Raw genomic sequence first — 24,788 nt, 5'->3', positions numbered from 1 at the left:
CCTTTTCCCCAGTTTAGGGCGACATGCCTGATCCGTGAGTCGCGTCAAGCGCTTAGCCGTGCAACGCCACCGGGACCCATGGCGTTCCTTGACAGAAAACGTCACGACCGTGATATAAGGGCAACGCAAAAAGGTGCTGCCCGGCGCGACGGCCTCGGGCGGCACTTTTGATTTTTGGACCATCGTCAAGTCACGGCCACACCCAAGGAGGGGATATGAGCGCCCCCGTTACCGTTCCGCCCAAGTCGCATTCGAGCCTCTTCAACACGTTCGCGCGTGCGCCGCTCGAATTCGAGCGAGGGGAAGGTGCGTGGGTGTTTACGCCATCGGGCGAGGCCTATCTCGACTTCTCCGCCGGCATCGCCGTGAATTCGCTCGGCCATGCCAATCCGGTGCTGGTCGCCGCGCTCGCGGAGCAGGCCGGCAAGATTTGGCATACGTCGAACCTCTTCCGCATCCCGGGACAGGAGCGGCTGGCCGAGCGGCTCGCCGATGCGAGCTTCGCCGACCGTGTCTTCTTCGCCAATTCCGGCGCCGAGGCGAATGAGTGCGCCATCAAGACGGCGCGGCGCTATCACTTCGTGAACGGCCATCCCGAGCGCTTCCGGATCATCACCGTGGAAGGCGCCTTCCATGGCCGGACGCTGGCGACGCTCGCCGCGGGCGGACAGGAGAAATATCTTGAAGGCTTCGGCCCTAAGGCCGATGGCTTCGACCAGGTTCCGTTCGGCGATATTGAGGCGGTGAAGGCGGCGATCACGCCCGAGACCGCCGCGATCATGGTCGAGCCGATCCAGGGCGAAGGCGGCGTGCGGAGCTTTCCGCCGGGCTATTTCAAGGAGATCAGGGCGCTCTGCGATGCGCATGGCCTGCTGCTCGTCATGGACGAGGTGCAGACCGGCGTCGGCCGCACGGGCAAGCTGTTCGCCTATGAATGGACCGGCGTCACGCCGGACATCGTCTCGCTCGCCAAAGGCATTGGCGGCGGCTTCCCGCTCGGCGCCTGCCTCGCGACGGAAGAGGCGGCCAAGGGGATGACGCCCGGAACGCATGGCACGACCTTCGGCGGCAATCCGCTTGCCATGGCCGTCGGCAATGCCGTGCTCGACGTGGTCCTGGCCGACGGCTTCCTCGATCACGTCCGCGAGACCGGTCTCTATCTCAAGCAGCGCCTTGCCGCGCTGGTGGACCAGCACCCGACCGTCTTCGACGGCGTGCGCGGCGAGGGCCTCCTCGTCGGTCTGCATGCGGCGAAACCCGTGCCCGAGGTCGTGGCGGCGCTTCGCGCCCAGCACATGCTGGCGGCAGGCGCGGGCGACAATGTCGTGCGCCTGCTTCCCCCGCTGACCATCGGCAAGGCCGAGGTGGATGCGGCCCTCGAAAAGCTGGAAGCGGCATGCCGGGCGTTCGAGCCCGCCCCCGCGACCCATCAAGCCTAGGCGCGCGCAGATGGTTCGGCATTTCCTCGACCTGAGCGATTTCGATTCCGCAACGCTGCGGCGCATCCTCGATGGCGCCAAGCGCCTGAAATCCGTCCGCAATGGCGCGCGCGACGGCGTCGGCCCGCTCGCGGGCAAGGTTCTCGCCCTCATCTTCGAGCAGCCCTCGACCCGAACCCGCGTCTCCTTCGACGTCGGGATGCGGGAACTCGGCGGCCAGACGCTGATGCTCACCGGCGCCGAGATGCAGCTCGGCCGCGGCGAGACCATCGCCGATACGGCGCGCGTCATGTCGCGCTATGTCGACGGCATCATGATCCGCATCCTCGACCAGGACCAGCTGGCCGAGCTCGCCCGCCATGCCACCGTTCCGGTGATCAACGGGCTGACGCGCCGCTCGCATCCGTGCCAGGTGATGGCCGACATCATGACCTTCGAGGAACATCGGGGGTCGATCGCCGGCAAGACCGTCGCCTGGGTCGGTGACAGCAACAATGTGCTCGCCTCCTGGGTGCACGCGACGGCGCGCTTTGATTTCCGCCTGAAGATCGCGACCCCGCCCGAACTCGCGCCGGCCCATCGTCTGCTCGACTGGGCGCGGATGAATGGCGGCGAGGTCATCGCCGGAGAGGATCCGCATGAGGCGGCCGACGCCGCCGACTGCATCGTTACCGACACCTGGGTGTCGATGGGCGACAACGAGGCCGAGCGCCGGCACAATCTGCTGAAGCCCTATCAGGTCAACGCCCGGCTGATGGCGCGCGCCCATGCGGACGCCGTCTTCATGCACTGCCTGCCTGCGCATCGCGGCGAAGAGGTCACCGCCGAAGTCATGGACGGCCCGCAATCGGTCGTCTTCGACGAGGCCGAGAACCGCTTGCATGCCCAGAAGGGTGTGCTCGCCTGGTGTCTCGCCGGCGAGGAGGCTCTGTAATGGACGCAGGGAGCGCCAGCGAGCCGCGGACGATCACGCCTGCGGGCGACGACGCCGTATTGCCCTTCCAGGTCCTCGGCCTCGATGTGCGTGGCCGCGCCATCCAGATGGGCCCGGCGCTGTCGACCTTGCTCGACCGGCACGATTACCCGCTGCCGGTCTCCAAGCTGCTCGGTGAGGCGGTCGTCCTGACCGTGCTGCTCGGCTCCTCGCTCAAGTTCGACGGCCAGTTCATCCTGCAGACGCAGACCGACGGCCCCGTCGACATGCTCGTGGTCGACTATCGCACGCCCGGCGACCTCCGCGCCTATGCCCGTTTCGACGAGGAGCGGCTCGCCGCGCTGGAAGCCGAAGGCACGCCGGATCCGGCCGACCTGCTCGGCAAGGGCATCCTCGCCATGACGGTCGATCAGGGCACGCATACCAGCCGCTACCAGGGCATCGTCTCGCTGGACGGTTCGAGCCTCGAAGACGTCGCCCATACCTATTTCGAGCAGTCCGAGCAGATTCCGACGACCGTCCGTCTCGCCGTCGCGGAGATGATGACGCGCGAGGATGGCGGCGTCGCGCATAGCTGGCGCGCCGGCGGCGTGATGGTGCAGTTCCTGCCGCAGTCCGAGGAAGAGGAGCGTCATCGCGACCTGCCCGGCGGCGACGCCCCCGGCGGCGCAGAAGCAGACGAAGAGGACGCTGACGATCGCTGGGTCGAGGCCCAGTCGCTCATCAGCACGGTCGAAGACCACGAACTCATCGACCCCGACGTGACGACCGAGCGGCTGCTTTACCGCCTCTTCCACGAGCGCGGCGTGCGGGTGTTCGAGCCGAGCCGGGTCCAGGACAAGTGCTCGTGCTCGCGCGAGCGGATCGAAGGCGTGCTGCGCAGCTTTACCGCCGAAGAGATCGAGCAGTCGATCGAGGACGGGCGGATCGCCGTGACCTGCGAATTCTGCGGCCTCGCCTACGACTTCAACCCGGCCGAATTCGCGAACTAAATCAATCGGATCATTGATCAGGACGGACGCACCCCGCCGCATTCCCGCGGCAGGGCGCGTCTGATTGCTATTCGAGCCCCTCGAAAAGGGCGGTCGAGAGATAGCGCTCGGCGAAGGACGGAACGATCAGGACGATCGTCTTGCCCGCCATTTCCGGCCGCCGACCGACCTCGATGGCCGCCGCGATGGCCGCGCCCGAGGAGATGCCGACCGGGATGCCCTCGAGCCGGGCGGCGAGGCGCGCCTGGGCAATTGCATCGGCGCTCGCGACCTTGATCACCTCGTCATAGACCGTCGTGTCGAGAACCGGCGGCACGAAGCCGGCGCCGATACCCTGGATCTTGTGCGGCCCCGGCGCGCCACCGGAAAGGACCGGGCTCTCGGCCGGCTCGACGGCGATGACGCGCAGTTCCGGACGGCGCTGCTTCAGCACCTGGCCGACGCCCGTGATCGTCCCGCCCGTGCCGACACCCGCCACGAAGGCATCGACGTCACCATGCGTGTCGTTCCAGATCTCCTCCGCGGTTGTCGCGCGGTGGATCGCGGGATTGGCCGGGTTGGCGAATTGCTGCGGCATCACCGCGTCACCGATCTCCGCGATCAGTTCCTCCGCACGCGCAATCGCGCCCTTCATGCCCTTGGCGCCTTCCGTCAGCACCAGCTCAGCACCGAGCAGCTTCAGCATTTTGCGCCGCTCGATCGACATCGTCTCCGGCATGACGAGGATCAGCCGGTAGCCGCGCGCCGCGGCTACGAAGGCGAGCGCAATACCGGTATTGCCCGAAGTCGGCTCGACGAGCACGGTCCGACCGGGCGTGATGCGGCCTTCGGCCTCGAGCGCGTCGATCATCGCGACGCCGATGCGATCCTTCACCGAGGAGATCGGATTGAAGAATTCAAGCTTCGCCAGGAGCTTGGCCCCGACACCCGCCTCCGCCTCGATGCGCTTCAGGCGCACCAGCGGTGTATCGCCGATCGTGTCGGTGATCGACTCGTAGATGCGGCCGCGCCCCGGCTTCCGCGCTCCGTCCGTGTCCGCCATGGTCGTCTGCTCCCTAGTTTCTCAACTCGCCCGGCCCGTCGAGCCGAAGCCGCCGGCGCCGCGCTCTGTCGCCGCGGTGAATTCCTCGACCAGCGCGAAAGACGGCCGCACCACCGGCACGAACATCATCTGCGCAATCCGGTCGCCGGGATTGATCGTCACATGCGCGGCGCCCCGGTTCCAGAGGCTGACGAGGATCGGACCCTGATAGTCGGAGTCAATGAGCCCCGTCAGATTGCCGAGCACGAGCCCCTGCTTATGGCCGAGGCCGGAGCGCGGCAGGATCGTCGCGGCGATGAAGGGATCGCGGATGAAGACGGAGAAGCCGGCCGGCACCAAGGCGGCCGGCGCGCCGGGTTCGAGCACCAGCGGCGCGTCGAGGCAGGCGTGCAGATCGATCGCAGCCGCCCCCGCGCTCTTGTAGTCGGGCAGGCCCCACTGGGTGAGGCGGGGGTCGAGGATCTTGAGCTCGACGGTCGGTTCGAGGTGCACGGTCGTCCTTTCGGCTTGGCTTTCGCGGATCGTCGGCCTCGGCGGACCGAAATCAACCCTTCCTCAGCGCCTATCAACCGCCGCAAGGCCGACGAGGCCTTCGGGAGGCCGGATCGCCGCCGAAAAATCCGGGCCGTCGCCCGCGGCGAGACCGAGTTGGCTGATCGCCGCGCGGGCGCGGAAATCCTCGAAGGAGAGGCCGGTGCGATAGCCCTGATGGTCGAAGATATAGCCCGGCAGGAGGCCGGACAGCAGGATGCGATAATCGCGCGGCAGGCCGGGATCGAGCGCGCGCACGAGTTGGAACACCACCGTCGTGCAGTTGGCCGTCAGCGTGTTGTAGAATTTCGGCTTTTGCGCCAACGCATTACCCTTTTCGACATAAGAGAGGAACAGCGCGCGCATCCCCGCCTGCGGCATGTCGAGCGGATAGAGATAGACGTCCTCCTTCCGCACATTGCTGCGCAGATAGATGATGTCGCGCTCGTCGGCGGCGATCAGCACCAGATTGAAGACGCGGAAGAAACCGGCGATCGCCGAGAAGGACTGGGTCTCGTCCGGCCGGATCTCGGCCGAGAAGGCGACCCTTTGCCCATCGGAAAAGCCAAAGGTTACAATGGTATGGGCGATTTCAGGACCCATCCAGTAGCTCAGCACCAGATCGACGGTCTGGAGCTTCGCGAGATCATAGGTCCGCGTTTCCCATTTGCCGGTGAAGTCCGTATCCGAGCGCCAGTCGAAATTGCGGACATTGGCGAGCGTGACGGTATCGCCGTCGACCGTTCCCGTGACGCCATGGGCGACATCGGCGCGCCAGACGCGATCATTGGTCGGGTGGATGGTCGACCACCAGCCGAAAAAGACAAGCAGCGCAAGGAGATAGAGCCCCCGTCCGCGCCAGCTGCCACGGACGATCTCGCCGGCGAGAATGACGAGAACGAGGAGCGCCCAGAGACCGATCACGATCCAGCGCGGCATCTCGGGCAGCGGCAGCTGGAAATAGAGCGCGAAGCCGATGAAGAGGCCGCTGAACGCGATCGCGAGGGCCAGCACGGCGCGCAGCAGCACGCGTCCGATGGCGCGCGACCAGCGTGTCGCCCGATTTCGCCCGGGTTCAGCCATTGGCGAGACGCGCGCCGATCCAGGCGACGAGACGGCGGCCGACCTCGCCCTTCGGCATGCGCGGCCAGCGCTCGATGCCCTCCGAAGTCACCAGAGCGACCTCGTTCTCCGCCCCGCCCATCACACCCCCCTCGGCCGAGACATCATTGGCGACGATCACGTCGCACCCCTTCTTGTTCAGCTTCACTGACGCATTGGCGATGAGATCGTCGGTTTCGGCGGCGAAGCCGACGACGAGGCCGGGACGGCCGGCGGAGCGATGCGCGATGGTCGCGAGGATGTCGGGGTTCTCGGTCATGGCGAGCGGCGGCGCCGCGCCGCTGCCATCCTTCTTGATCTTGGATGCGGCCTCATGCACCGGGCGCCAATCGGCGACCGCGGCGGCGAAGATCGCGACATCGGCCGGCAGCGCGATCTCGACGGCCGCCAGCATGTCGCGCGCCGTCTCGATCTCGATGACGGTGACGCCGACCGGCGGAGCGAGATCGACCGGCCCGCTGACGAGGGTCACCCGCGCGCCGGCAGCAGCGGCGGCGGCGGCGATCGCATAGCCCTGCTTGCCCGAGGAGCGGTTGGCGATATAGCGCACCGGATCGATCGGCTCATGCGTCGGCCCGGCGGTCACGATGACATGGCGGCCGGAGAGCGGACCGACGACGGGGGCGAGGATCGCCTCGGCGGCCGCGGCGATCGCGAGCGGCTCGGCCATGCGACCGACACCCGCCTCGCCGCGCTCGGCCATCTCGCCGGCGTCCGGACCGACGAAATGCTTGCCGTCCTCGGCGAGCAGGGCGGCGTTGCGCCGTGTCGCGGCATTCGCCCACATGAGGGGGTTCATGGCCGGCGCGAGCAGGATCGGCCGGTCGGAAGCGAGCAGCACGGCGCTCGCCAGATCGTCGGCATGGCCGCCGGCCATCTTGGCCATCAGATCGGCGGTCGCCGGCGCCACGATCACGAGGTCGGCGCCGCGCGCCAGGCGGATATGACCGACATCGTGCTCGTCGGCCCGGTCGAACAGCTCCATGAACACCTTGGTTCCCGAAAGCGCGCCGGCGGCGAGCGGCGTCACGAATTCGCAGGCGGCCTTTGTCATCACGACCGTGACCGCCGCGCCGCGCTCCCTGAGGCGGCGGATCAGGTCGAGCGCCTTGTAGGCGGCGATGCCGCCGCCGATGACGAGGAGGATGTTGCGCGAGGCGAGCGAACTCATGAAACGCACTCCGGACGGCCGCCCCGCATCATGCCACATCCGGCCGGCAAACGGCGGCCGCGCTCATCGCAGCACCAGGATGGCGAGCAGGACGGCGACGGCCCAGATGCCGATGGTGAGCCAGCGATTGCCGCGCCCCTCGGCGCGCCCGATCGCCTCGACCGTCTCGGGCGAGAGCGTGATCCCCTCCTCCGTCGCGGCACGGAGCCGCCCGGCGAGCTTCGCCGCATTGTCGATCAGCGCCGGAACGCGTGCCGCCGCGCGGCCGAAGGCGCCGACGCCCGAGGCGGCTTCCTCGATCTTGCCCACCGGCCCGAGATTGCGCTCGATCCACTCGCCGACCACAGGCTCCGAGGCGCGCCACATGTCGAATTTCGGATCGAGCGAGCGCGCGACGCCCTCGACCACGACCATGGTCTTCTGCAGCATCAGGAGTTCCGGCCGCGTGCGCATGTCGAAGATCTCGGTGATCTCGAACAGCAGCGTCAGCAGCCGCGCCATGGAGATGTCGCTCGCCGCCTGGCCGTGGATCGGCTCGCCGATGGCGCGCAGCGCCTGTGCAAAATCCTCGACCGTGTGGCGCGGCGGCACATAGCCCGCCTCGAAATGCACCTCCGCGATGCGCCGATAGTCGCGCCGGATGAACCCGAACAGGATCTCGGCGAGGAACCGTCGCTCCGCCTTGCCGAGCCGGCCCATAATGCCGAAATCGACCGCGACGATGTTGCCGGCCGGATCGACGAAGAGATTGCCCTGGTGCATGTCGGCATGGAAGAAGCCGTCGCGAACCGCATGGCGCAGGAAGGACTGCATCAGCCGGACCGCGACCTCGCTGAGGTCATGGCCGGCGGCCTCGATCCCCGCGGGATCGGAGAGTTTGACCCCGTCGATCCATTCGAGCGTCAGCACATCGCGCGAGGTCCGCTGCCAATCGACCTTCGGGACGCGAAATCCCGGATCGCCCTTGGTGCGTTCCGCCATCTCCGAAAGCGCGGCGGCCTCAAGGCGCAGATCCATCTCCAGCGAGACCGAGCGGGCGAGCGTGTCGACGACGGCGATCGGCCGCAGCCGCTGCATCGCCGGATCCATGGCCTCCACCAGCCGGGCGCCGGCGTAGAAGGTGGAAAGGTCGCGCTTGAAGCGATGGCGTACGCCTGGCCGCAGCACCTTGACCGCGACATCGTCGCGAGAGCCGTCGGCATTGACCCGGCTCGCCTTGTGCACCTGCGCGATCGAGGCGGCGGCGATCGGCGGCGAGAAGCTCGCATAGAGCTGCTCGACCGGCTTGCCGAGATCGCGCGCGATGACGACGCGCGCCGCGGCCTCGCCGAAGGGCTCGATCTCGTCGCGCAGCCGCCCGAGCGCCTCGGCGACATCCTCGCCGACGAAATCGGGCCGCGTCGCCATGAACTGACCGAGCTTCACATAGGACGGGCCGAGCCGGTTCAGCGCGGCGGTGATGCGCGTGCCGCGATCCTCGCCCTTGACCGCGCGCCGTTCCAGAAGGCGCAGGGCGCGCACCATGAAGACGGCCTGAGGCGGCAGCTCATCGAGATCGACAATGCCGAAGGCGCCCTCGCGGGCCAGCACATAGCCGGCCGCGGCGAGGCGGAAGAGGCTGGCGGGGCGGATCGCCATGGCCTCAGATTTTCCAGCCCGAATGGATCGCGGCAATGCCGCCGGTGAGATTGCGATATTCGACCCGCGCGAAGCCGGCGCGGCGGATCATCTCCGCGAAGCGTTCCTGGTGCGGGAAGCGGCGGATCGATTCGACCAGATAGCGGTAGCTGTCCTTGTCGCCAGCCACGACGCCGCCCATCGCCGGGATCGCGTGGAAGGAATAGAGGTCGTAGATCTTGTCCAGCACGGGCACGTCCACGGCGGAAAATTCGAGGCAGAGGAAACGCCCGCCCGGCTTCAGGACGCGATAGGCCTCCTTCAGCGCCTCGTCGATGCGCGGCACGTTGCGGATGCCGAAGGCGATCGTATAGGCGTCGAACCGGCCGCTGGCGAAGGGCAGCTCCTCGGCATTGCCCTCGATGAACTCGACATTGCCATCGAGATGGCGCTTGCGGGCGCGCTCGCGGCCGACCTCCAGCATCGAGGCATTGATGTCGCAGACGATCTCGCGGGCGCGTCCGCGCGAGCGCTCGACGATGCGGAAGGCGATGTCGCCGGTTCCGCCGGCCACATCCAGGCCTTCGAAATCGCGGCCGGAGGGCGGTGCCAGCCAGGAGACCATCGCGTCCTTCCAGACGCGGTGCAGGCCGGCCGACATGAAGTCGTTCATCAGGTCGTAGCGCGACGCCACCTTGTGGAACACGGCGTCGACCATGCCCTGCTTGGCGCCGAGATCCACGTCCGCAAAGCCGAAAGACGCACGCTCGCGCGACCCGTTCGCCGAAGTTTCGGTCGTCATGGTGCGCAACTCCTTATATTACCCGATACCGATCCAACGCCTTGATAGCGGAACGCGGTCCCCCGCGCCACGGAGAGAGGCGATCACCATCGACGCAGCGCGATCATGCCAGAGCTTCCCGAAGTCGAAACCGTCCGCCTCGGTCTCCGCCCCGCCCTTGAGGGCGCGCGGATCGACCGCGTCGAACTGAGGCGGCCGGACCTGCGCTTCCCCTTCCCCGCGCGCTTCGCGGAACGGGTCGGCGGGCGGACCGTCACGGCGCTCGGCCGGCGCGCCAAATATCTCCTCGCCGATCTCGACGACGGCGCGCTGGTCATCATGCATCTCGGCATGTCCGGCTCGTTCCGGATCGAGGAAGGGGGCGCCAGCGCGACGCCCGGCATCTTCTATCATCCGCGCGACAAGCAGGCGGCGCATGACCATGTCGTCTTCCACCTCTCGAACGGCTTTCGCATCGTCTACAACGACCCGCGCCGCTTCGGCTTCATGGATCTGGCGCTGCGCGCGGGTGCCGACGCCAATCCGCATCTGCGCGCCCTCGGCGTCGAGCCGGTCGGCAATGAATTCGGCGGCGCGGTGCTGGACGCCCTGTTCGCGGGCAAGCGGACACCGCTGAAGGCGGCCCTGCTGGACCAGCGCCTCATCGCCGGACTCGGCAATATCTATGTCTGCGAGGCGCTGCACCGGGCCGAGCTCTCGCCCGAGCGGGCCGCCGGCTCGCTCTCGCCCGCCGATACCGCCCGTCTCGCCACCGCTATCCGCGACGTGCTCGGCGAGGCGATCGCGGCGGGCGGCTCGTCGCTGCGCGACCATCGCCAGGCAAATGGCGAGCTCGGCTATTTCCAGCACACGTTCCGCGTCTATGACCGGGAGGGCGAGCCCTGCCCGCGCCCTTCCTGCGACGGCGTCGTCGAGCGCACCGTGCAGTCCGGCCGCTCCACCTTTCATTGCCGGCGCTGCCAGCGCTGAGACGGTCGACGCCGCAACGGGAGCCACCACGGGTCTTGGCGCATGCACGAACAGGCGCCGGCGGATCGCGTTCCCAAAGAGGCCCCACACCTGTCATCGCCGGGCTTGACCCGGCAATCCAGACTTGTCGTTCTATCAGGACGAAAACGCCGGAAGGCTGGATGGCCGGGTCGAGCCCGGCCATGACACCCCGGAAACCGACAGAGGGACGGCGCGTGTCGATCGGTCCCAAGGAAAGCAAGGCATGTCCTACGAGACCATCATCGTCGAGACGCATGGCGCGGTCGGGCTCGTCCGGCTCGACCGGCCGAAGGCGCTCAATGCGCTGAGCCGCCAGCTCGTCACCGAGCTCAATGCCGCCCTCGACGCCTTCGAGGCCGATGCGGCGATCGGCGCCATCGTGCTGACGGGATCGGAGAAGGCGTTCGCCGCAGGCGCGGATATCCGCGAGATGCAGCCGCTCTCCTATGTCGATCTGATCGAGAACGACTTCGTCGCCGCCTGGGAACGCCTCGCCGCCGTCCGCAAGCCCGTCATCGCGGCCGTGTCGGGCTTCGCGCTCGGCGGCGGGTGCGAGCTGGCGCTCATGTGCGACATCGTCATCGCGGCGGACAGCGCAAAATTCGGCCAGCCCGAGGTCACGCTCGGCCTGATGCCGGGTGCCGGCGGCACGCAGCGGCTCGCGCGTGCGGTTGGCAAGGCCAAGACCATGGACATGGTGCTGACCGGCCGGCTGGTCGATGCGGCGGAGGCGGAGCGCATCGGCCTCGTCTCCCGCGTGGTGCCCGCCGCCGAGCTGATGGACACGGCGCTCGCCGTCGCCGCCAAGGTCGCGGGCCTCGCGCGGAGCTCCGCCCTCCTCGCCAAGGAGGCGGTCAACCGCGCCTTCGAGACGCCGCTGGCCGAGGGCATCCGCGGCGAGCGGCGGCTGTTCCATTCGCTCTTCGCGACGGAGGATGCGCGCGAGGGCATGGCCGCCTTCCTCGAGAAGCGGGCCCCGGCATTCCGGAACCGCTGAAAACGCCCGCCTCCGCGATTGACGGCCCCGCCACACCCGACTATAAGGGCGACCTCGAACGGGGCGGCCGTGCCGCCCGCCCTCCAGGCGCGCCTTGGACGTCGCCGGAGCGGACTGACACGAACGAATTGAGCAGGAAGGCCCTTAATGGCCAATACACCGTCCGCCAAGAAGGCCGCCCGCAAGATCGCGCGTCGGACCGAAGTCAACCGTAATCGCCGCAGCCGCGTCCGCACCTTCGTGCGCAAGGTCGAGGAGGCGATCGCCTCCGGCGACGCCGGCGCCGCCGCCGAGGCATTCCGCGCCGCCCAGCCCGAGCTGATGCGCGCCGCCCAGAAGGGCGTGGTTCACAAGAACACCGCCTCGCGCAAGGTCTCGCGTCTTGCAGCGCGCGTGAAGGCCCTCTCGGCCTGATATTTCATTCACAGATTTGCGGAAAGCCCGGCCCTCGGCCGGGCTTTTTGTTATGCGCATAAGCGTCTGACTGCCTGTTCCGCAGGCATTTCGGGCCCCTTTCGCGACTGTCTCGCAATCGTCACCCTGACATAATTTCCCCATAGATATCAGTATGTTATCTCTTGGTAATCTGGACGATCTCCGCGGCGATCCGATTCCGGTCGAGTCAAGTGGCCGGACCCAAAAATTTTTCGCCCGCTACGGATTTGCACGACTTATCGCGGGACGGGAATTGAAGCCTTTGACTCGCAAGGGTTTAAGCCTCGGCATTTCGCCGATGCCCCCTCCGGGCGCAAGGCGCGGGGTTGGAAGAGGTCTGGACGGGCGTTGCGGCGGGCGGGGTGCCTGTGTATTTTTCCCTCATAGCGGCGACGAAAGAAGTTGTCGTCGGCCCCCACAAGGCCAACCGACGTGGTTTCGTGTTTGAGCGGAACCATTCTTCAGTTTCGTAGAGTGACCGCGCGTAAAATCAGATCATTGGTAAGTGTATACTCGGTTTCTCCGTGCGTTACTTTATTGTCTACCGCTTGAGGTGACTTCCCAGATTTTGTGAGGCGTTGTTTCGGGATTGCATTCGACTTGAATGTCGGGCGCATGAGGGGGTGACATGTCTGTTTCGCCTGCCGGCTCCTATGCCGGCGATGTTCCGGCCCTGGAGGCCTTCGAGGCGCTGTCGAGCGAGCCGCAGGCGCTGCTCATCGACGTGCGGACCAAGGCCGAGTGGGCCTATGTCGGCATTCCCGACCTGTCGTCGATCGGCAAGGAGATCCTGCTGGTCGAATGGCAGAGCTATCCCGCCATGGCGGTGAACGAGGATTTCGCCGAGGTGCTGGCTGAAGAGCTGACGCGCCGCGGCATCGGCAGCGAGACGGCACTCTTCTTCCTGTGCCGTTCGGGGGTCAGGAGCCTTGCAGCCGCCAAGGCGATGGCAGCGGAAGGTTTCGACCGCTGCTTCAACATCACGGGCGGTTTCGAAGGCCCGATGGATGAGCAGCGGCACCGGGGCGAGGTAGACGGCTGGAAGGCCGCCGGCCTGCCCTGGGTTCAGTCTTGATTGAGAAGTTCAGAGAAAAGGGGCTGCGATGCGCGATGACAGAACGGGGGATATCGGTGCGGGAACGTCTGCGCTGCGGACCGTCGTCGGCGAGGATGGCGGCACGATGAGCGGCCGTGCGGACGCCCTCCTCTGGGATCGGGTCAAGCGCCGGCTGCGGACGGAGCTCGGCGAGGACGTCTTCTCGAGCTGGTTCGCCCGTGTCGAGTTCGAAAGCGCTGACGGGGCCACCGTCACGCTCTCCGTGCCGACGCGCTTCCTCAAATCCTGGATCCAGGCCCATTATCAGGAGAAGCTGCTCACGCTCTGGGCGGCCGATCTCGCCAGCGTGCGCCGGGTCGAGCTGATCGTGCGCGGCGCCTCGCGGCCTCGCGTCCAGCCGAAGACCGACAAGCCGGCCGTCACGACGCAGGGCGCTCCTGCGCCGGCCGTGGCCCCAACCGCTGCCGCAGCACCCGCCGCCATGGCTGCGCCGCGCATGGAAAATGACGCCGCCGGCTCGCCGGTCGATCCGCGCCTCTCCTTCGAGACCTTCTGCGAGGGCGCGGCCAACCGCGTCGCCTATGCCGCGGCACGCGCCGTCGCCGAGTCGATCTCCGGCCGGCCGACGCCGTTCAATCCGCTCTACATCCATGCCGGCGTCGGGCGCGGCAAGACGCATCTGCTGCATGCCATCGCCCAGGCCGCGCGCCGCGCCGATCCGAACCGCCGCATCGTCTATCTGACGGCCGAGCACTTCATGTTCCGCTTCGTCGCGGCGCTGAAGAACCAGTCGGCGATCGCCTTCAAGGAGGGCCTGCGCGAGATCGACCTGCTGCTGATCGACGATCTGCAGTTCCTGCAGGGCAAGTCGGTCCAGCAGGAGTTCTGCCACACGCTGAACGCGCTCATCGACGGGGCGCGCCAGGTGGTGGTTGCCGCCGACCGGCCGGCGGCGGATCTCGAAACGCTGGACGAGCGCGTGCGCTCGCGCCTGCGCGGCGGCGTCGCCTTCGAGATCGGCGCGCCGGAGCTCGACCTCCGCCGCCACATCCTCGCGACCCGCTATGCCGTCGCCAAGGCCCAGAACCCCGGCCTCGACATCCCCGAGACCATTCTCGAATATGTCGCCCAGTCGGTGGTCTCGAACGGCCGCGATCTCGAAGGCGCGCTCAACCGCCTCGTCGCGCAGTGGCAGTTCACCAACCAGGCCGTGACCATGGCCTCGGCCGAGGTGACGCTGCGCGACCTGATCGGCGCCCGCGAGCCGCGCCGCGTCAAGATCGAGGACATCCAGAAGGTCGTCGCGAGCCATTACAACGTCTCGAAGGCGGACCTGCTGTCGAGCCGGCGCACGCGCACCATCGTGCGTCCGCGCCAGATCGCGATGTATCTTTCCAAGACGCTGACGCCGCGCTCGCTGCCCGAGATCGGCCGCCGCTTCGGCGGACGCGATCACACCACGGTGCTGCACGCCGTGCGCAAGGTCGAGGAACTCATGCAGGGCGATCGCACCCTCGCCGAGGAGATCGAGCTGCTGAAGCGCATGATCGACGAATAAGCGCGTCGAGGAACGGAACGAAAGAGGCGCTGCCCGGCCGGGCGGCGCCTTTCGTTTCGGGAGCGCCCGGTGGCGGCGGCGTGGCAGCGCCGATGGCGAAACGCGCGTTCCGCCCCTTGCCTTTCGGCCTCAAAACCGCCAATTTCCACGGTCCGTGGCGGGCTCCGGCCCGCGCCCGTCCTACTCAGCCGCCGCTGTCTCGGCCCTCCGTCAAGGTTCCGCGTTTCATGAGAGCGACCCTCGAACGATCCAATCTTCTGAAGTCCCTGGCGCATGTGCACCGGGTCGTCGAGCGGCGGAACACGATCCCGATCCTCTCCAATGTGCTGATCCGCGCCAGCGGCCAGGCGCTGACGCTGAAGGCGACCGATCTCGATCTCGAGGTGCTGGAAACCGTGCCGGCCGATGTCGGCCGCGCCGGCGGCACGACGGTTCCGGCGCATATGCTCTACGACATCGTCCGCAAGCTCCCCGATGGCTCCGAGGTCGCGCTGGAGACGGCCGTCGACGGCCAGACGCTCACCGTGCGCGCCGGCCGGTCCAATTTCTCGCTGCAGATGCTGCCCGAGAGCGATTTCCCCGATCTCACCATCGGCGAATTCCCCGTCCGCTTCGAGCTGCCCGCCGCGAGCTTCAAGGCGCTGATCGACCGGACGCAGTTCGCGATCTCCACCGAGGAGACGCGCTACTATCTGAACGGCATCTATCTGCACACGCCGACCATCGAGGGCCGCACGCTGCTGCGCGCCGTAGCGACGGACGGCCACCGCCTCGCCCGCGCGCAGACCGCTGTGCCCGACGGCGCCGACGGCATGCCGGGCATCATCATTCCGCGCAAGACGGTCGGCGAGATCCAGAAGCTGCTCGAGGGCGGCGAGGGCAATGCGACGATCGAGATTTCCGAGACCAAGATCCGCGTCACCTTCGGCTCGGTGGTGCTGACCTCGAAGCTGATCGACGGCACCTTCCCCGACTATGCTCGGGTCATCCCGCAGACCAATGACAAGCTGCTCAAGGTCGAGCGCGGCGCCTTCTCCGCCGCCGTCGACCGCGTCTCGACCGTGGCGAGCGAGCGCGGCCGCGCCGTCAAGCTGGCGCTCTCGCCGGAAGGCCGCCTGGCCCTCAGCGTCAACAATCCGGATTCGGGCTCGGCGACCGAAGAGCTCGACGTCGACTACACGTCCGACCCGATCGATATCGGCTTCAATTCGAAATATCTGCTCGATATCGCCGGGCAGCTGAAGACCGAGCGGGCCGAGTTCCGCTTCGCCGATCCGGGCTCGCCGACCCTGATCCAGGACGAGGGCGACGACAGCGCACTCTATGTCCTGATGCCGATGCGCGTGTGACCGCTTCCGGGCGCGCGCACGCCCCGCGCATCACCCGCATCGCGCTCTCCGATTTCCGTTCCTACGCCGCGCTCGACCTTACCGTCGGCGCGGATCTCGTCGCGCTGACGGGCGAGAACGGCGCCGGCAAGACCAATCTCATCGAGGCGATCTCGCTGTTCACGCCCGGGCGGGGCCTGCGGCGCGCCGAGCTTTCCGAAATGGCGCGCAGCGGCGGCAGTGGCGCCTTCGCGGTCGCCTTGACGCTGGCGGGCGACGATCTGGAGACGCGGCTCGGCACGGGCTTGGAGCGCGCGGCGCCCGGCGAGCCGCTCACCCGGCGCTACCGGATCGACGGCGATACGGTCGGCTCTGCCGCGGCCTTCGCCGATCATCTGCGCATCGTCTGGCTCGTCCCGGCGATGGACGGCCTCTTCACCGGCGCGGCCGGCGACCGCCGCCGCTTCCTCGATCGCCTCGTCCTCGCCATCGATCCGAAGCATGGCAGCCGCGTCTCGGCCTATGAGCGGGCGCTGCGCTCGCGCAACCGCCTGCTGGAGGAGCCGAATCCCGACCGCGCCTGGCTCGACGGCATCGAGGCCGAAGCGGCGGCGCTCGGCACGGCGATCGCGCGCATTCGCGGCGACACCGTCCGCCAGATCGCGGCGGAGATCGAGGCCGGCCGCTCCGAGGGCTCGCCCTTTCCTCATGCCGTGCTGGCGCTCGAAGGCGATGTCGATCGCTGGCTTGCCGAAGACGAAGGCACGGCCGAGCCGCGCTTTCGGGCCGCGCTCCGCGAGGGGCGGTCGCGCGATGCCGCTGCGCGGCGCGCGCTCACCGGGCCGCAGGCGAGCGACCTGCTCGTGCGCCATGGCTCGAAGGACGTCGCGGCCGATCGCGCCTCGACGGGCGAACAGAAGGCGCTCCTCGTCGGTCTCGTCCTCGCCCATGCCCGTCTCGTCGCCAAGGCGAGCGACCTCGCGCCGATCGTGCTGCTCGACGAGATCGGCGCCCATCTCGACACGCGCCGCCGCGCTGCGCTCTATGAAGGGCTCGCCGATCTCGGCAGCCAGGTCTTCATGACCGGCGCCGACCCGAACCTCTTCGCGGAACTGCCGCAATCGGCCGAGATACTGGCCGTGAAGGCGGGCCGGATCGAACGGGGCGCGCCTTAGGACGGATCGAGATCGAGCCGCGAGAACAGCGGTGGTGCCCGTCGCGGGAGGAATGGGATGCATGGATTGACGCTTTCGGGCCTTGCGATCTTCGCGGCCGCGCTGGCTGTCGCCGCCTTCGCGCCGGGGCCCGGCATTGCCGCCATTGTCGCCCGCGTGCTTGGCCGCGGCCGCTCGGGCGCCGTCGCCTTCACCACCGGCCTCGCCATGGGCGACATCGTCTGGCTTTCGGCCACCGTGCTCGGCCTCGCCGTGCTCGCGCAGACCTTCCAGGGCGTGTTCACGGTGATCAAATATGCCGGCGCGGCCTATCTGCTCTATCTCGCCGTCAAGATGTGGACCGCCCCCGCCGCGGCGATCGAAGCGCGGCAGGCGGTGAAGAAGGAGAAGACGTCGACGCTGTTCCTCGCCGGCCTCGCCGTGACCCTCGGCAATCCCAAAGTCATGGTGTTCTACCTCGCGCTGCTGCCGAACCTCGTCGATCTCGGTCGCGTGGATGCGCTCGCTTTCGCCGAGCTCGCTTTGGTCACGCTGTCCGTGCTCGCCCTCGTCTTCGGCTTCTACATCGCGCTGGCGCTCCGGGCCCGCCGCCTGATCTCCAGCCCGAAGGCGATCCGCATCGTCAATCGCAGCAGCGGCGCGATCATGGCCAGCGCCGCGGTCGCAATCGCGACGCGGTGAGCGAGACGGCTGGGGCGCTGTGGCCGTTCCTCCTTGTTCCGCTCAGCATCGATCTCCGGCATTGCCCCTTGCTCCGCCGTCATCCCGTGCTCGACACGGGATCCATTCAGCCTGAGGCGCCGGACGAGGAGAGGACCGCCTCAGGCTGAATGGATCCCGGCTTCCGCCGGGATGACGCCGTCGTACGGCAGCGGGCGGAGCGGAGCCGCAAGGGACGAGGTACGCTTCGCCTCTCCCTTTGGGCGCGCCGCAGGAAGGGGCCAAACCGGCGCCTTGCCGCCTTGCGGGTGTTCATCGCGATTCCGAGGGGCTAGCATCCGGGAATCCGAATCACTTCGAGCCCCTCCATGCCTCTTGCGCGCGCCCGCGCGGCCCTGAAACAAGTCTTCGGCTATGACGATTTCCGTCCCGGCCAGGACGAGGTGATCGGGGCGGTACTGGCCGGCGAGGATGTCCTCGCCGTGATGCCGACCGGCTCCGGCAAATCCATGTGCTACCAGCTGCCGGCCATCGTCGATGGCGGGCTGACGGTCGTTGTCTCGCCGCTGATCGCGCTGATGCGCGACCAGGTGCAGCAGATGGCGCATGTCGGCGTCGCGGCGGCGACGCTCAATTCCGGCAATGGCGACGAGGCCAATCGCGAGACGCTGAAGCGGATCCGCGCCGGCGAGGTGTCGCTGCTCTTCGTCTCGCCCGAGCGGCTCGCGGGCGACGGGCTCGTCTCGCTGCTCGCCTCGAGCGCCGTGAAGCGGCTCGCCATCGACGAGGCGCATTGCGTCTCACAATGGGGGCATGATTTCCGTCCCGAATACCGCCAGCTGGCGCGGCTCCGCTCCGCGCTCGGCAATGTTCAGGTGGTCGCGCTGACCGCGACGGCGGATGCGGCGACGCGCAGCGACATTGCCGACCAGCTCTTCGCCAGCCCGCCGCGCATCGTCGTCCACTCCTTCGACCGGCCGAACCTGCATCTGCGCTTCGAGGCCAAGGACAAGCCGCGCAGCCAGATCGCCGATTTCCTCGATCGCCATCGCGGCTCGAACGGCATCATCTATGCCGGCTCGCGCGACAAGACGGAGAAGCTGGCCGACTGGCTGACCGGCCGCGGCGTGCGGGCGCTGGCCTATCACGCCGGGCTCGATCCCGCGACGCGCGCCGCCCGGCAGGACGTGTTCCTGCAGGAGGACGGCATCGTGATCGTCGCGACGATCGCCTTCGGCATGGGCATCAACAAGCCGGATGTGCGCTTCGTCTGCCATGCCGACCTGCCCTCCGGCGTCGAGGCCTATTACCAGGAGATCGGCCGCGCGGGCCGCGACGGGCTACCGGCCGAGACGCTGACGCTCTACGGCATCGAGGATTTCGCCTTCCGCCGGCGCCAGATCGACGACAAGGCGATCGGCGAGGCGCAGAGGAAGCTGGAACATCGCCGCCTCTCGGCCATGATCGACCTCGCCGAGGCGGTCACCTGCCGGCGGCAGGCGCTGCTGGCCTATTTCGGCGAGACGAGCGGGCCCTGCGGCGCCTGCGACCTCTGCCAGGGCGGCGCGGAGCTGGTCGATGCCAGCGTCGATGCGCAGAAGGTGCTCTCCGCCGTGGTGCGCAGCGGCCAGCGCTACGGCGCGGGCCATCTCGTCGACATCCTGCGCGGCGAGGCGAGCGAGACCGTGCGCCGGCAGGGGCACGACAAGCTCAAGACCTTCGGCGTCGGCGCGGCCCGAGGCGCCCATGAATGGCGCACCGTCATCCGCCAGCTCTTCGCGGCCGGCGCGCTCGCCGAGGCGAGCCAGGAGCATGGCGGCTTCTGCCTGACCGAGAGCGGCGAGGCGATCCTGTTCGGCCGCGAGACGATCGCGCTGCGCAAGATCAAGGCCGAGCCCGTCCGCCGCAGCCGTTCGGCGGCGCGCGAGGCGCGGACCGACGGGCTCGACGAGAACGCAGCCAGCCTGTTCGAGGCGCTGCGCGCGCTCCGGCGCGAGATCGCACGCGACGAGGGCGTCGCCGCCTATATGGTCTTCCCCGATCGCACGCTGATCGAGATGGCCGAGACGCGTCCGGCGACGCTCGCCGAGATGCGCGAGGTGCAGGGCGTCGGCGAGCGCAAGCTCTCCCTCTATGGCGAGGCGTTCCTGGAAAAGATCGCCGAAGTCGGCTGAGGCCTCACGCCTTGTCGGTGCCCCGCGCCGCCTGACGCCGGATCCAGGCATTTCGCGCGAAATGCAGCACGACCAGCGAGACGAGCGCGATGGCGAGCGCCACCAGGAGCTTGTGCTCGGCATGGTGCAGCCGGCCGGCATAGGTCTCGATGAGCTGGCCGAAGAAATAGCCGATCGCCGTGACGAGCGCCGCCCAGATCGCCGCCGCGACGATGTTGAGCGGCGTATAGAGCCAGGGCGAGACGCCGGCGATGCCGATCGCGATCGGGCTGATCGTGCGCACGCCGTAGATGAAGCGGAACGACAGGATGAACAGCACGCGCCGGCGATGGATCAGCTCCAGCACCCGCGCGAACACGGGCCGAGCGGTCTGCCGGCGCACGATCCGCGCATCCGCCGCATAGCGGCCGATATAGTAGAAGATCTGATCGGCCGTCACCGAGCCGGCGAACGCCGCCAGAAACACGCCATAGGGGTTCATCACGCCCTGATGCGCCAGGAACCCGGCAGCAAGCAGGACGCTGTCGCCCTCGATGATCACGCCGAGATAGACGACGATGAGCCCGTAGCTCGCCAGGAAATGGTCGATCGCGTGCATCATCGCCTTGTCGGGTAACCTCTTTCACGCCAAGACGGCAAAGATCGACGCTCCCGTTCGCCTGCGCAAGGCCGCAGCGCGACGAGCCGCCGGAGCGGCTGACGCGCGGGGAAGCGCCGCCACCTTCGCGCCGTCTTTCCCTGATAGTCGAAAACTCGCAATTCGCACGCCGAAGCAATACATTAGCTTCACGATTCGAACGCCTCGCGCGCCTTTTCGCGCGACCTCAAGGAAGAATGAATGTCGGAGACAGCCCGCGACGAAGCCGCCGAAGCCTACGGTGCCGATTCCATCAAGGTTCTGAAGGGGTTGGACGCTGTCCGCAAGCGGCCGGGCATGTATATCGGCGACACGGACGACGGCTCCGGCCTGCACCACATGGTCTATGAGGTCGTCGACAACGCGATCGACGAGACGCTCGCCGGCCATGCGGACCTCGTCTCGGTCACGCTCAACCCCGACGGCTCCTGCACCGTGATCGACAATGGCCGCGGAATCCCGACGGACATTCACACCGGGGAGGGCATTTCCGCCGCCGAAGTGATCATGACGCAGCTGCATGCCGGCGGAAAGTTCGACCAGAACTCCTACAAGGTTTCGGGCGGCCTGCACGGCGTCGGCGTCTCCGTGGTCAATGCGCTGTCGATCTGGCTGAAGCTCAAGATCCGGCGCGGCGGACGGATCCACGAGATGAGCTTCACCCATGGCAATGCCGATGCGCCGCTCGCCGTGACCGGCACCTATGAGCCGCGCGACGAGGCAGGCGTGTTCGAAGGCCGCAGCGGCACCGAGGTGACGTTCCTCCCCTCGCCGCAGACCTTCACCAGGACCGAATTCGACTTCGACACGCTGGAGCACCGCCTGCGCGAGCTCGCCTTCCTGAACTCGGGCGTGCGCATCCTCTTGACCGACCGGCGCGGCGTCGAGCCGCGACGCGAGGAGTTCCATTTCGAGGGCGGGCTCGAAGCCTATGTCCGCTATCTCGACCGCACCAAGAAGCCGCTGCTGCCGAACCCGATCGCGATCACCGCGGAGCGCGACGGCATCACGGTCGAGGTCGCGATGTGGTGGAACGACAGCTACCACGAGAATGTGCTCTGCTTCACCAACAACATCCCGCAGCGCGACGGCGGCACGCATCTGGCCGGCTTCCGCGCGGCGCTGACGCGGCAGGTCACCGGCTATGCCGACCGCGAGGGCATCTCCAAGCGCGAGAAGGTCACGCTCTCGGGCGATGATTGCCGCGAGGGCCTCTCCGCCGTGCTCTCGGTGAAGGTGCCCGATCCGAAGTTCTCCTCGCAGACCAAGGACAAGCTCGTCTCGTCCGAGGTGCGCCCCGTGGTCGAGAACCTCGTCAACGAGCTGCTCGGCCAGTGGTTCGAGGAGCATCCGGCGGAATCGAAGCAGATCGTCGGCAAGGTGATCGAGGCGGCGACGGCGCGCGAGGCCGCGCGCAAGGCGCGCGAGCTGACGCGGCGCAAGGGCGCGCTCGACATCGCCTCGCTGCCCGGCAAGCTCGCCGACTGCCAGGAGCGCGATCCGGCCAAGTCCGAGATCTTCATCGTCGAGGGCGACTCCGCAGGCGGCTCCGCCAAGCAGGGCCGCAACCGCGAGAACCAGGCCGTGCTGCCGCTTCGCGGCAAGATCCTGAACGTGGAGCGCGCGCGCTTCGACAAGATGCTCTCCTCCGAGCAGATCGGCATGCTGATCATCGCGCTCGGCACCTCGATCGGGAAGGACGAGTTCGCGCCGGAGAAGCTGCGCTACCACAAGATCATCATCATGACGGACGCCGACGTCGACGGCGCCCATATCCGCACGCTGCTGCTGACGTTCTTCTTCCGCCAGATGCCGGAGCTGATCGAGCGCGGCCACATCTTCATCGCGCAGCCGCCGCTCTACAAGGTCACCAAGGGCCGCTCCGAGCAGTATCTGAAGAACGAGCGCGCGCTCGAGGATTACCTGATCGCGCAGGGCGTCGAGGACGCGTCGCTGACGCTGGAGAATGGTGAGGTGATCGCCGGGGCCGACCTCGCCGCGATCGTCAGCGAGGCGCGCGCCGTCAAGCACATCATCGACGGCGTCCATACGCGCTATGATCGCAACCTCGTCGAACAGGCGGCCATCGCCGGCGCGCTGTCCACGGCGGTCATGAACGATCCCGACCGCGCCGTGGCTGCAGTGCAGGAAGTCGCCAAGCGCCTCGATCTGGTCGCCGACGAGATCGAGCGCGGCTGGACCGGCAAGCGCGGCGAGGATGGCGGCTATCTGTTCGAGCGCGAGGTGCGCGGCGTGCGCGAGGCGACGATGATCGACGCGGCGCTGGTCGACTCCGCCGATGCGCGCAAGATCGACAGCCTGACGTCCGGCATGGGCGAGATCTACGGCGCCCCGTCGCTGTTCCGCCGCAAGGATGTCGAGACGCAGATCTTTGGGCCCCGCTCGCTGCTCGACGCCGTATTCGCGGCGGGCCGCAAGGGCATCCAGCTGCAGCGCTACAAGGGCCTCGGCGAGATGAATGCGAGCCAGCTCTGGGAAACGACGCTCGATCCGAACGTGCGCTCGCTGCTGCAGGTCCGCATCAAGGAAGCAGACGCCGCCGACGACCTCTTCGCCAAGCTGATGGGCGACGAAGTCGAACCGCGCCGCGACTTCATCCAGGACAACGCGCTGTCGGTGGTCAATCTGGACGTCTGAAACATCTTTCGAGCGACGAGGGTCCCGCTTCGCTCGAAAGCGCTTTCAGGCGGCTGCAGGCTTGATGTTCTGGTTTACCCGGAACAGGTTGCCTGGATCGTACCGCTTCTTCACGGCCGCGAGCCGCGCGTAATTGTCGCCGTAGCTCGCCCGAACGCGCGCGTCGCCTTCATCGTCCATCATGAAGTTCACATAGGCACCGCCGGCATTGTAGCGATGCACCGCGTCCCAGTAGCCGCGCCCCCAGCGCTTCAGGGCCTCGGCCTTCTGCGGGTCCGGGTCGATCGCGGCGATCACCATGGACCAGGTGGCGTTCCGCGCGCTCCACGCGGTGTCGCCACGCCCGACCCGGCGCACCGCGCCGTCGATCGGGTAGAGATGCATGAGGCAAAGCTCGCTCGGCGCCTCGGCCGACTGCGCGACATATGTCTCGATCGCCTCGTCGGGCAGATCGGTCACGAAGTCGCCCTTCCAGTACCATTGAAGGCCCTTAGGGAAGAAGGCGTCGAACAGGCCCTGGATCGACGGGAAGGGCATGGTCCCCATCCAGTTGAAGAGCGGCGAGGGCAGCTTGTCGAGCAGCGGCGCCAATGCCTTCCTGCCCTCCTCCTCGGGCCCGTTGAAGGCACCGATGATCGCGCAAGCGCGCTTCCCCCAAGCCTCGCGCGGGAAGGGATCCATCGACGGCACGGTCTTCAGGCCGACGAAAACGCCGAATTCCTCAGGTGCGGTCGGCAGGAAGTCGCGATACGCCGCCATGATCTCTCTGCCATACTTCGCGTCCCAGAAGATCGGACCGGCAAAGACCATGTCGACCGGGTGGGCGCGGAACAGGAAGCTCGTGACGACGCCGAAATTGCCGCCACCGCCCCGCAGGGCCCAGAAGAGGTCGGTGTGCTCCCGTGGGCCCGCGGTTACGAAGCTGCCATCGGCGAGCACCACGTCGGCCTCGAGCAGGTTGTCGATGGTCAATCCGTACTTGCGGGTCAGATAGCCGGAGCCTCCGCCGAGGGTGAGCCCGGCGACGCCGGTCGTCGAGACGATGCCGAACGGTACAGCGAGGCCGAATGCATGCGTTGCATGATCGACGTCGCCTGACGTGCAGCCCGGCTCGACCCGGACCGTGCGGTTCGCCGGATCGACCCGGATCCCCTTCAGCATCGACAGGTCGATAACGAGGCCGTCATCGACGCTGCCGAGGCCGGGCCCGCTGTGGCCACCTCCGCGGATTGCGACAAGAACGCCGTTGTCGCGACCGAAGTTGACGGATGTCACGACATCGGCGACATCCGCGCACTTCGCGATGAGAAGCGGCTTCTTGTCGATCATTCCGTTGTAGAGCGCGCGCGCTTCATCGTAATCCTGATCGCTTCGCGCGATCAGACGGCCACGAAGATTCTGTCGGAATTGGTCAATACCATTGTCGTGCATCGTCTCCTCCTGACTGATGCTTCTGACAATGCAGTTCT

Annotated in this window: 21 protein-coding genes; 13 read left to right on the top strand and 8 right to left on the bottom strand. The window is 67.6% G+C overall.

The features are described from left to right. Positions 1 to 215: 215 nt before the first annotated feature. From GGR25_RS23185 to GGR25_RS23175, 3 genes are read left to right on the top strand one after another with little or no spacing between them, the layout of a single operon-like run. Positions 216 to 1,439: an aspartate aminotransferase family protein gene (locus tag GGR25_RS23185; protein ID WP_183401257.1), complete on the top strand. Its 1,224-nt coding sequence runs from the start codon at positions 216 to 218 to the stop codon at positions 1,437 to 1,439. A 10-nt stretch (positions 1,440 to 1,449) separates the two neighbouring features. Then, positions 1,450 to 2,373 (top strand): ornithine carbamoyltransferase, encoded by a 924-nt coding sequence (gene argF, locus GGR25_RS23180; protein WP_183401256.1) that lies wholly within the window; start codon positions 1,450 to 1,452, stop codon positions 2,371 to 2,373. Then, on the top strand, positions 2,373 to 3,365 hold the full coding sequence (locus GGR25_RS23175; protein WP_183401255.1) for an Hsp33 family molecular chaperone: 993 nt from the start codon (positions 2,373 to 2,375) through the stop codon (positions 3,363 to 3,365). The genes argF and GGR25_RS23175 overlap by 1 nt, the downstream gene beginning before the upstream one ends. Positions 3,366 to 3,432: 67 nt before the next feature. Here the strand turns inward: GGR25_RS23175 and cysK are convergent, their stop codons facing one another. The 6 genes from cysK to ubiE form a co-directional block, all read right to left on the bottom strand. Next, on the bottom strand, positions 3,433 to 4,407 hold the full coding sequence (gene cysK, locus GGR25_RS23170) for a cysteine synthase A (protein ID WP_183401254.1): 975 nt from the start codon (positions 4,405 to 4,407) through the stop codon (positions 3,433 to 3,435). A 21-nt stretch (positions 4,408 to 4,428) separates the two neighbouring features. After that, positions 4,429 to 4,899: a dUTP diphosphatase gene (gene dut / locus GGR25_RS23165; protein ID WP_183401253.1), complete on the bottom strand. Its 471-nt coding sequence runs from the start codon at positions 4,897 to 4,899 to the stop codon at positions 4,429 to 4,431. A gap of 63 nt (positions 4,900 to 4,962) precedes the next feature. Continuing rightward, positions 4,963 to 6,021 (bottom strand): Lnb N-terminal periplasmic domain-containing protein, encoded by a 1,059-nt coding sequence (locus GGR25_RS23160; RefSeq protein WP_210300069.1) that lies wholly within the window; start codon positions 6,019 to 6,021, stop codon positions 4,963 to 4,965. Next, positions 6,014 to 7,231 (bottom strand): bifunctional phosphopantothenoylcysteine decarboxylase/phosphopantothenate--cysteine ligase CoaBC, encoded by a 1,218-nt coding sequence (gene coaBC / locus GGR25_RS23155; protein WP_183401252.1) that lies wholly within the window; start codon positions 7,229 to 7,231, stop codon positions 6,014 to 6,016. The genes GGR25_RS23160 and coaBC overlap by 8 nt, the downstream gene beginning before the upstream one ends. 63 nt (positions 7,232 to 7,294) lie before the next feature. Beyond that, on the bottom strand, positions 7,295 to 8,869 hold the full coding sequence (gene ubiB / locus GGR25_RS23150; protein WP_183401251.1) for a 2-polyprenylphenol 6-hydroxylase: 1,575 nt from the start codon (positions 8,867 to 8,869) through the stop codon (positions 7,295 to 7,297). 4 nt (positions 8,870 to 8,873) lie between these two features. Further along, positions 8,874 to 9,650, bottom strand: a complete 777-nt coding sequence (gene ubiE, locus GGR25_RS23145) for a bifunctional demethylmenaquinone methyltransferase/2-methoxy-6-polyprenyl-1,4-benzoquinol methylase UbiE (protein ID WP_183401250.1) — start codon at positions 9,648 to 9,650, stop codon at positions 8,874 to 8,876. A 105-nt stretch (positions 9,651 to 9,755) separates the two neighbouring features. Here ubiE and mutM point away from each other — a divergent pair, with 105 nt between their 5' ends. The 9 genes from mutM to recQ all read left to right on the top strand — a co-directional run bounded on the left by mutM (position 9,756) and on the right by recQ (position 20,024). Next, positions 9,756 to 10,619, top strand: coding sequence for a bifunctional DNA-formamidopyrimidine glycosylase/DNA-(apurinic or apyrimidinic site) lyase (gene mutM, locus GGR25_RS23140; protein ID WP_183401249.1), 864 nt, complete (start codon positions 9,756 to 9,758; stop codon positions 10,617 to 10,619). A gap of 244 nt (positions 10,620 to 10,863) precedes the next feature. After that, positions 10,864 to 11,637: an enoyl-CoA hydratase gene (locus GGR25_RS23135; RefSeq protein WP_183401248.1), complete on the top strand. Its 774-nt coding sequence runs from the start codon at positions 10,864 to 10,866 to the stop codon at positions 11,635 to 11,637. A 147-nt stretch (positions 11,638 to 11,784) separates the two neighbouring features. Then, a complete protein-coding gene (gene rpsT, locus GGR25_RS23130) occupies positions 11,785 to 12,051 on the top strand; it encodes a 30S ribosomal protein S20 (protein WP_183401247.1) in 267 nt (88 codons plus the stop codon). Between the two features lie 649 nt (positions 12,052 to 12,700). Next, positions 12,701 to 13,147: a rhodanese-like domain-containing protein gene (locus tag GGR25_RS23125; RefSeq protein ID WP_183401246.1), complete on the top strand. Its 447-nt coding sequence runs from the start codon at positions 12,701 to 12,703 to the stop codon at positions 13,145 to 13,147. A 28-nt stretch (positions 13,148 to 13,175) separates the two neighbouring features. After that, positions 13,176 to 14,687, top strand: a complete 1,512-nt coding sequence (dnaA, locus tag GGR25_RS23120) for a chromosomal replication initiator protein DnaA (protein ID WP_183401245.1) — start codon at positions 13,176 to 13,178, stop codon at positions 14,685 to 14,687. A gap of 227 nt (positions 14,688 to 14,914) precedes the next feature. Beyond that, the gene (gene dnaN / locus GGR25_RS23115; RefSeq protein WP_183401244.1) at positions 14,915 to 16,036 is read left to right on the top strand and encodes a DNA polymerase III subunit beta; all 1,122 of its coding nucleotides are present in this window, start codon (positions 14,915 to 14,917) and stop codon (positions 16,034 to 16,036) included. Further along, entirely contained in the window at positions 16,033 to 17,190 is a 1,158-nt protein-coding gene (recF, locus tag GGR25_RS23110) for a DNA replication/repair protein RecF (protein WP_183401243.1), read from the top strand. The genes dnaN and recF overlap by 4 nt, the downstream gene beginning before the upstream one ends. A 57-nt stretch (positions 17,191 to 17,247) precedes the next feature. After that, positions 17,248 to 17,871 (top strand): LysE family translocator, encoded by a 624-nt coding sequence (locus GGR25_RS23105; RefSeq protein ID WP_183401242.1) that lies wholly within the window; start codon positions 17,248 to 17,250, stop codon positions 17,869 to 17,871. A gap of 347 nt (positions 17,872 to 18,218) precedes the next feature. Continuing rightward, positions 18,219 to 20,024 carry a DNA helicase RecQ gene (recQ, locus tag GGR25_RS23100; protein ID WP_183401241.1) on the top strand — a complete coding sequence of 602 codons (1,806 nt, stop codon included), beginning with the start codon at positions 18,219 to 18,221 and terminating at the stop codon, positions 20,022 to 20,024. Between the two features lie 4 nt (positions 20,025 to 20,028). On the opposite strand, the gene GGR25_RS23095 is transcribed toward recQ, so the two are convergent. Continuing rightward, complete coding sequence (locus GGR25_RS23095) at positions 20,029 to 20,625, bottom strand: DedA family protein (protein ID WP_183401240.1); 597 nt, start codon at positions 20,623 to 20,625, stop codon at positions 20,029 to 20,031. 237 nt (positions 20,626 to 20,862) lie between these two features. Here GGR25_RS23095 and gyrB point away from each other — a divergent pair, with 237 nt between their 5' ends. After that, positions 20,863 to 23,319, top strand: coding sequence for a DNA topoisomerase (ATP-hydrolyzing) subunit B (gyrB, locus tag GGR25_RS23090; protein ID WP_183401239.1), 2,457 nt, complete (start codon positions 20,863 to 20,865; stop codon positions 23,317 to 23,319). Between the two features lie 45 nt (positions 23,320 to 23,364). On the opposite strand, the gene GGR25_RS23085 is transcribed toward gyrB, so the two are convergent. Next, positions 23,365 to 24,750, bottom strand: a complete 1,386-nt coding sequence (locus tag GGR25_RS23085) for an FAD-binding oxidoreductase (RefSeq protein WP_183401238.1) — start codon at positions 24,748 to 24,750, stop codon at positions 23,365 to 23,367. Positions 24,751 to 24,788 lie beyond the last annotated feature (38 nt).

The organism is Kaistia hirudinis, from assembly GCF_014196455.1.
In the GTDB taxonomy this organism is placed as follows: Bacteria; Pseudomonadota; Alphaproteobacteria; order Rhizobiales; family Kaistiaceae; genus Kaistia; species Kaistia hirudinis.
Note: the sequence above shows the minus strand (reverse complement) of the source record. Positions and strands in the feature narration are given on the sequence as shown.

Coding starts and splice junctions, on each gene's coding strand:
- GGR25_RS23185 (WP_183401257.1), top strand. CDS start 216: ATGAGCGCCCCCGTTACCGTTCCGCCCAAGTCGCATTCGAGCCTCTTC.
- argF (WP_183401256.1), top strand. CDS start 1,450: ATGGTTCGGCATTTCCTCGACCTGAGCGATTTCGATTCCGCAACGCTG.
- GGR25_RS23175 (WP_183401255.1), top strand. CDS start 2,373: ATGGACGCAGGGAGCGCCAGCGAGCCGCGGACGATCACGCCTGCGGGC.
- cysK (WP_183401254.1), bottom strand. CDS start 4,407: ATGGCGGACACGGACGGAGCGCGGAAGCCGGGGCGCGGCCGCATCTAC.
- GGR25_RS23160 (WP_210300069.1), bottom strand. CDS start 6,021: ATGGCTGAACCCGGGCGAAATCGGGCGACACGCTGGTCGCGCGCCATC.
- coaBC (WP_183401252.1), bottom strand. CDS start 7,231: ATGAGTTCGCTCGCCTCGCGCAACATCCTCCTCGTCATCGGCGGCGGC.
- ubiB (WP_183401251.1), bottom strand. CDS start 8,869: ATGGCGATCCGCCCCGCCAGCCTCTTCCGCCTCGCCGCGGCCGGCTAT.
- ubiE (WP_183401250.1), bottom strand. CDS start 9,650: ATGACGACCGAAACTTCGGCGAACGGGTCGCGCGAGCGTGCGTCTTTC.
- mutM (WP_183401249.1), top strand. CDS start 9,756: ATGCCAGAGCTTCCCGAAGTCGAAACCGTCCGCCTCGGTCTCCGCCCC.
- GGR25_RS23135 (WP_183401248.1), top strand. CDS start 10,864: ATGTCCTACGAGACCATCATCGTCGAGACGCATGGCGCGGTCGGGCTC.
- rpsT (WP_183401247.1), top strand. CDS start 11,785: ATGGCCAATACACCGTCCGCCAAGAAGGCCGCCCGCAAGATCGCGCGT.
- GGR25_RS23125 (WP_183401246.1), top strand. CDS start 12,701: ATGTCTGTTTCGCCTGCCGGCTCCTATGCCGGCGATGTTCCGGCCCTG.
- dnaA (WP_183401245.1), top strand. CDS start 13,176: ATGCGCGATGACAGAACGGGGGATATCGGTGCGGGAACGTCTGCGCTG.
- dnaN (WP_183401244.1), top strand. CDS start 14,915: ATGAGAGCGACCCTCGAACGATCCAATCTTCTGAAGTCCCTGGCGCAT.
- GGR25_RS23105 (WP_183401242.1), top strand. CDS start 17,248: ATGCATGGATTGACGCTTTCGGGCCTTGCGATCTTCGCGGCCGCGCTG.
- recQ (WP_183401241.1), top strand. CDS start 18,219: ATGCCTCTTGCGCGCGCCCGCGCGGCCCTGAAACAAGTCTTCGGCTAT.
- GGR25_RS23095 (WP_183401240.1), bottom strand. CDS start 20,625: ATGATGCACGCGATCGACCATTTCCTGGCGAGCTACGGGCTCATCGTC.
- gyrB (WP_183401239.1), top strand. CDS start 20,863: ATGTCGGAGACAGCCCGCGACGAAGCCGCCGAAGCCTACGGTGCCGAT.
- GGR25_RS23085 (WP_183401238.1), bottom strand. CDS start 24,750: ATGCACGACAATGGTATTGACCAATTCCGACAGAATCTTCGTGGCCGT.